The sequence below is a fragment of the Hyella patelloides LEGE 07179 genome (assembly GCF_900659865.1).
Taxonomy (GTDB): Bacteria; Cyanobacteriota; Cyanobacteriia; order Cyanobacteriales; family Xenococcaceae; genus Hyella; species Hyella patelloides.
In genome coordinates this window covers 1-3,802 of record NZ_LR214175.1, presented here as the reverse complement: position 1 = coordinate 3,802, position 3,802 = coordinate 1, and the positions used below count along the sequence as shown (strand labels likewise).

At 33.4% G+C, this 3,802-nt stretch carries 8 protein-coding genes; 2 read left to right on the top strand and 6 right to left on the bottom strand.

Going from position 1 to position 3,802, the window contains the following annotated elements; translation table 11 throughout:
- From H1P_RS31635 to H1P_RS37900, 3 genes are all read right to left on the bottom strand, one after another.
- Nucleotides 1–139 (bottom strand): transposase family protein (locus H1P_RS31635; RefSeq protein ID WP_144871678.1); only part of this gene is annotated, 139 nt, incomplete at its 3' end.
- 277 nt (nucleotides 140–416) lie between these two features.
- Nucleotides 417–842, bottom strand: a complete 426-nt coding sequence (locus tag H1P_RS31630; RefSeq protein ID WP_222427342.1) for a hypothetical protein — start codon at nucleotides 840–842, stop codon at nucleotides 417–419.
- A 3-nt stretch (nucleotides 843–845) separates the two neighbouring features.
- Nucleotides 846–989, bottom strand: coding sequence for a hypothetical protein (locus tag H1P_RS37900; protein WP_222427341.1), 144 nt, complete (start codon nucleotides 987–989; stop codon nucleotides 846–848).
- 257 nt (nucleotides 990–1,246) lie between these two features.
- Here H1P_RS37900 and H1P_RS31625 point away from each other — a divergent pair, with 257 nt between their 5' ends.
- Nucleotides 1,247–1,504: a type II toxin-antitoxin system Phd/YefM family antitoxin gene (locus tag H1P_RS31625; protein WP_144875208.1), complete on the top strand. Its 258-nt coding sequence runs from the start codon at nucleotides 1,247–1,249 to the stop codon at nucleotides 1,502–1,504.
- Nucleotides 1,505–1,546: 42 nt separating this feature from the next.
- Nucleotides 1,547–1,801 (top strand): Txe/YoeB family addiction module toxin, encoded by a 255-nt coding sequence (locus H1P_RS31620; RefSeq protein ID WP_144875206.1) that lies wholly within the window; start codon nucleotides 1,547–1,549, stop codon nucleotides 1,799–1,801.
- Nucleotides 1,802–1,957: 156 nt separating this feature from the next.
- Here H1P_RS31620 and H1P_RS31615 read toward each other — a convergent pair whose 3' ends face one another.
- The 3 genes from H1P_RS31615 to H1P_RS31605 form a co-directional block, all read right to left on the bottom strand.
- Nucleotides 1,958–2,605 carry a class I SAM-dependent methyltransferase gene (locus tag H1P_RS31615; protein ID WP_144875204.1) on the bottom strand — a complete coding sequence of 216 codons (648 nt, stop codon included), beginning with the start codon at nucleotides 2,603–2,605 and terminating at the stop codon, nucleotides 1,958–1,960.
- Nucleotides 2,606–2,741: 136 nt separating this feature from the next.
- Nucleotides 2,742–2,927: a hypothetical protein gene (locus H1P_RS31610; RefSeq protein WP_144875202.1), complete on the bottom strand. Its 186-nt coding sequence runs from the start codon at nucleotides 2,925–2,927 to the stop codon at nucleotides 2,742–2,744.
- Nucleotides 2,928–3,068: 141 nt separating this feature from the next.
- Nucleotides 3,069–3,518 (bottom strand): MATE family efflux transporter, encoded by a 450-nt coding sequence (locus H1P_RS31605; RefSeq protein WP_144875200.1) that lies wholly within the window; start codon nucleotides 3,516–3,518, stop codon nucleotides 3,069–3,071.
- Nucleotides 3,519–3,802: the final 284 nt, after the last annotated feature.

Genomic DNA, 3,802 nt, shown 5'->3' with positions numbered 1-3,802 from the left:
AGGTTTCTGCGACACTAATTACTGCACAAAGAGTAATAGTAATAATATCAATCAACTGATGTAGCTTAGTTCTATCTAATCTCGGAGCTTTGATAGATGAAAAATGTTCTTCTATTGTAGTTTTTGGTCTTAGTTTCATGACTAAAGATAGCCAAAATTAAGTTTGATAATTGGGTCATCATATCATCAATTCTAAGAACTAATTCTGTCTTCAATTAATTGTTAATTTTACTGAATTTATCATGTTTTTACTCGGGATCGCGTCGTTAAAAAGAAGCACTTCATACTACTACTCTTCTTTTTTGACTTTTATCCTTTCTTTCTTCAATTATCTGTTTTCGCTCAATTTAAGATGCGTTTGCCCTGGGGTGGGGTGTACCTCGCCCTACAATCAAATAATAATCTTGAAAAGCTAATTACCAAGCAGAAGATAAACTTTTATCCTCACTATCGATCTTGTTTTGATTTTGATCCATAAAAGATAAGCGACGCTGAAAATTATTCTCTATCGCAATACAAGTCCCTAGCTTATTCAAAATATGTTTTCTAATAGAATTTTCGATGGCATATTTGCGATCATGATGCTTAAATTCAGACATTCGATGAGTAAAAAAAGTAGTAGCTTCATAAATTAACTTTAAATCAGATAAAGAATCTATTTGGGCGATTTTGATCGCTAAAAAACGAAATTGCTGGCTAATATCTCTTGCTTGTTCTTTAGTTAAACCATGATCTCGATAATAATAATTAATACATTCAGCCAAATATTGAGCGTGTTTAGCAGCATTTTGTAAATCGTGCTGTGCTTTTTCTACAGGATAAAGAAACTTATCTAATAGCATTTGCTACACGGAACTATCTCGTAATTCAGAATTAGCAATTAATTTTATTTCTGCCATCTTCTCTTCATGTCGCCGTTGATTTTCTGCATGAGCTTCTTGAATAAGAGTTTGCAACAAACTAGCAATAGGAGAAATCAATACATCCATAATATTTGTAGTAAAAATTGTAGACTATTATTATTTTTACTTACTAAGAATAGTTGGGTTGTGATCTCACTATATGAGCCAATAAAATTAAAAGTGATTGCTTGTATTCTGATTCAATGGCATTAATTTATGATCTGCAAATTGTATTTATTCAGTAGACGTATATCTAAATATGAGTTTTAAAAGCGATCGCCTTTACTTCAAATAATCTACTTAATCATGTACAATGATATGCACGTATAGAATACTATTTGACTATGGATACAGTTACTTACACACAGTTTCGGCAAAAGCTAGCTGGCTATCTTAATCAAATTGAAGCAGATCGCACACCGTTAATTGTAACTAGGCAAAATGCACCATCAGTAGTAGTCATGAGTTTGGATGATTTTAAAGCGTATGAGGCTACTTTCCACTTGCTATCCAGTAAAAATAACGCAGATAGACTAAATGATGCCATTAACGAGCTTCGTTCTGGAGATGGAACAGAACAGCAATTAATTGAAGAAGAGTAAGACTCTGCTGATATGTCATCAGTCAAAAAATATTCATAAAATATGAAGCTAATATTTGCCGAACGAGCTTGGGAGGATTATTTATATTGGCAAAGTACAGATAAAAAAATTCTCAAACGTATCAATATATTAATTAAAGATATCAAAAGAAATCCTTTTGAGGGAATTGGCGATCCAGAACCACTCAAATATAATTGGTCTGGATTTTGGTCGAGAAGAATTACTAAAGAGCATAGACTTGTTTATACTGTGAAAAAAGATTCAATCTTAATTGCCCAATGTAGATTTCATTACTAAACATCAAGAGATAAGAAAAAGGCACATCACTATTAGTAAGTAATACTTGACGAACAAGACACATATTTAGCCAGTGTTACTTGACAAGCAAACACGAACCAATAGTAAATAACCACCCATAATTCCGATCGATCATCAACTTTCATCCCTCATCCCTCATCCCTCCTTCGTTGCCATTACAGCATAAAAAGGATCGCTTCCAGCCATACCTAATAGTTGTAAGAAGCCAGGAATAGGAGGTTGATTAATTACTGTTTCAGCAGTGCTAAAGCCAGGAATTGCTTGAAAATACTTTTTAACCAATTCTACTCTACCTGCTTCGCTATTATCACGCCAAATTGCGATCGCTTTTTGAAAAAACATCCGATTAGAAAAGCTTACTATTACAATGCCTCCTGGTTTGAGAATGCGATAAATTTCGGCAAATATAGCTTCGGGATATTGCAAGTATTGCACCGATACTGTGATTAAAACTGCATCAAAATCTTCATTATTCAGAGGTAATTTAGGATTATGATTGAGATTCTGCACAAAATAACTATCGAGACCAGGATTTTTTGCTAGTTCTTCTCGATTCATGCCATGTCCTTCTACATGGTCAAATTCTATCTCGTCAGGAAGATGAGATACCCAACTACTCATCAAGTCTAAAACACGACTGTTAGGCTTTAGTTTCTCTTTGTATAACTCTGTGAGTTGGTCGATAAATCCTGCATCCACATGGGTAACAAAGCGAGGTGCAGCATAGAAGTCATTATCGTTTGAGGGGTCTTGTTTAGTGCGATGTTCTGGACGTAACAACATATTTTTTTATAAGTGCATTAATAACTGTTAATTAGTATTACAAAATATTTGTGTTTGAGGGAACAGTTATTGGTTGTTAGTAGCCAGTTATTTTTGTATTACATTCATATTGCAGACTATACCACCCCGTAACAAATCATTTGATATCAAGATCGTTACCTGGGTCGATCGATAGAGGACTCTCAATATTAACAATGCTAGTGAGATTAATTGTGTCCTGTCCAGGTAGGTTTTCTGCTGCGGTAATGGCTTCTCTTAAGCTTAAAACTCCATCGTTTGCATTAACAATATCATTGTTTGTATTTACGTTAAAAGTTGCCATTTTTTGATTTCCTACATTGTTATAGTTGCTTTGTCTTGTGATAGATGCAGACGTTTTTAACTGATGCAGTTTTTGAATTGTTGAAGAAAACAACTAAAATCAGTAGCAATGATCGTTAAAGTTGAAAATTAAACTAAAATTCTAGTTTCTCCAATACTTCCTAACATAAAATGGAATCAATAAAGCTTGGGTTAACATCCAACCAGTGCGAAATATGGGGGGATAAAAAAAGCCAGAAAAATAACCAGATATAGCATAGGATATCACTGTTACGATCGCTGTAGAATTAACTTGGGAACGAAACCAAAAATCGATAACATCAAAAGCTGTAAAAAATAAACCACTTGCCATAATAATTATTAACCAAATCATCTCGCGATCTGTGTTAACAATAATTGCAGTAATTACAACTAAAAAAAAAGCGATAGTCGCTCCAATTAACTTTAAGACAAAAGTAGTCCCTAAAATTTTATGCTTTGCTGATTCTGTTTTTACTAAATTACGAACTGCAATATCATTGAGTCCTAAATAATACCAATTATCAAAAATAGCTAGATAGATAGAAAATTGTTTCCTATTAAGAAAAAACACTCAAACTACTGTTTACACTAACTCCTGACTTCTGACTCCTAGCTTTAAACCTTCGTCTCTTATTACTTTTAATAAATGGTATAAGCTATGGTTTGAAATAAACCAACAAAACTGATGCCATAACTCAGCTTGCCAAAATCATTAGCACCCAGATATTTAACCCACATTCCGCACTTTGAAATGTAGTACAAAATCAGACAGAAAAAGGATCGCTACATCTAAGTAGAATTACTCAAGAAAAATTCGGGCAAAAAGTGAGAAAATTATTCATGTAAGGACAAAGA

Bases quoted from the DNA above. Each gene is read 5' to 3' on its own strand.
- H1P_RS31630 (WP_222427342.1), bottom strand. From the start codon at position 842: ATGCTATTAGATAAGTTTCTTTATCCTGTAGAAAAAGCACAGCACGAT.
- H1P_RS37900 (WP_222427341.1), bottom strand. From the start codon at position 989: ATGGATGTATTGATTTCTCCTATTGCTAGTTTGTTGCAAACTCTTATT.
- H1P_RS31625 (WP_144875208.1), top strand. From the start codon at position 1,247: ATGGATACAGTTACTTACACACAGTTTCGGCAAAAGCTAGCTGGCTAT.
- H1P_RS31620 (WP_144875206.1), top strand. From the start codon at position 1,547: ATGAAGCTAATATTTGCCGAACGAGCTTGGGAGGATTATTTATATTGG.
- H1P_RS31615 (WP_144875204.1), bottom strand. From the start codon at position 2,605: ATGTTGTTACGTCCAGAACATCGCACTAAACAAGACCCCTCAAACGAT.
- H1P_RS31610 (WP_144875202.1), bottom strand. From the start codon at position 2,927: ATGGCAACTTTTAACGTAAATACAAACAATGATATTGTTAATGCAAAC.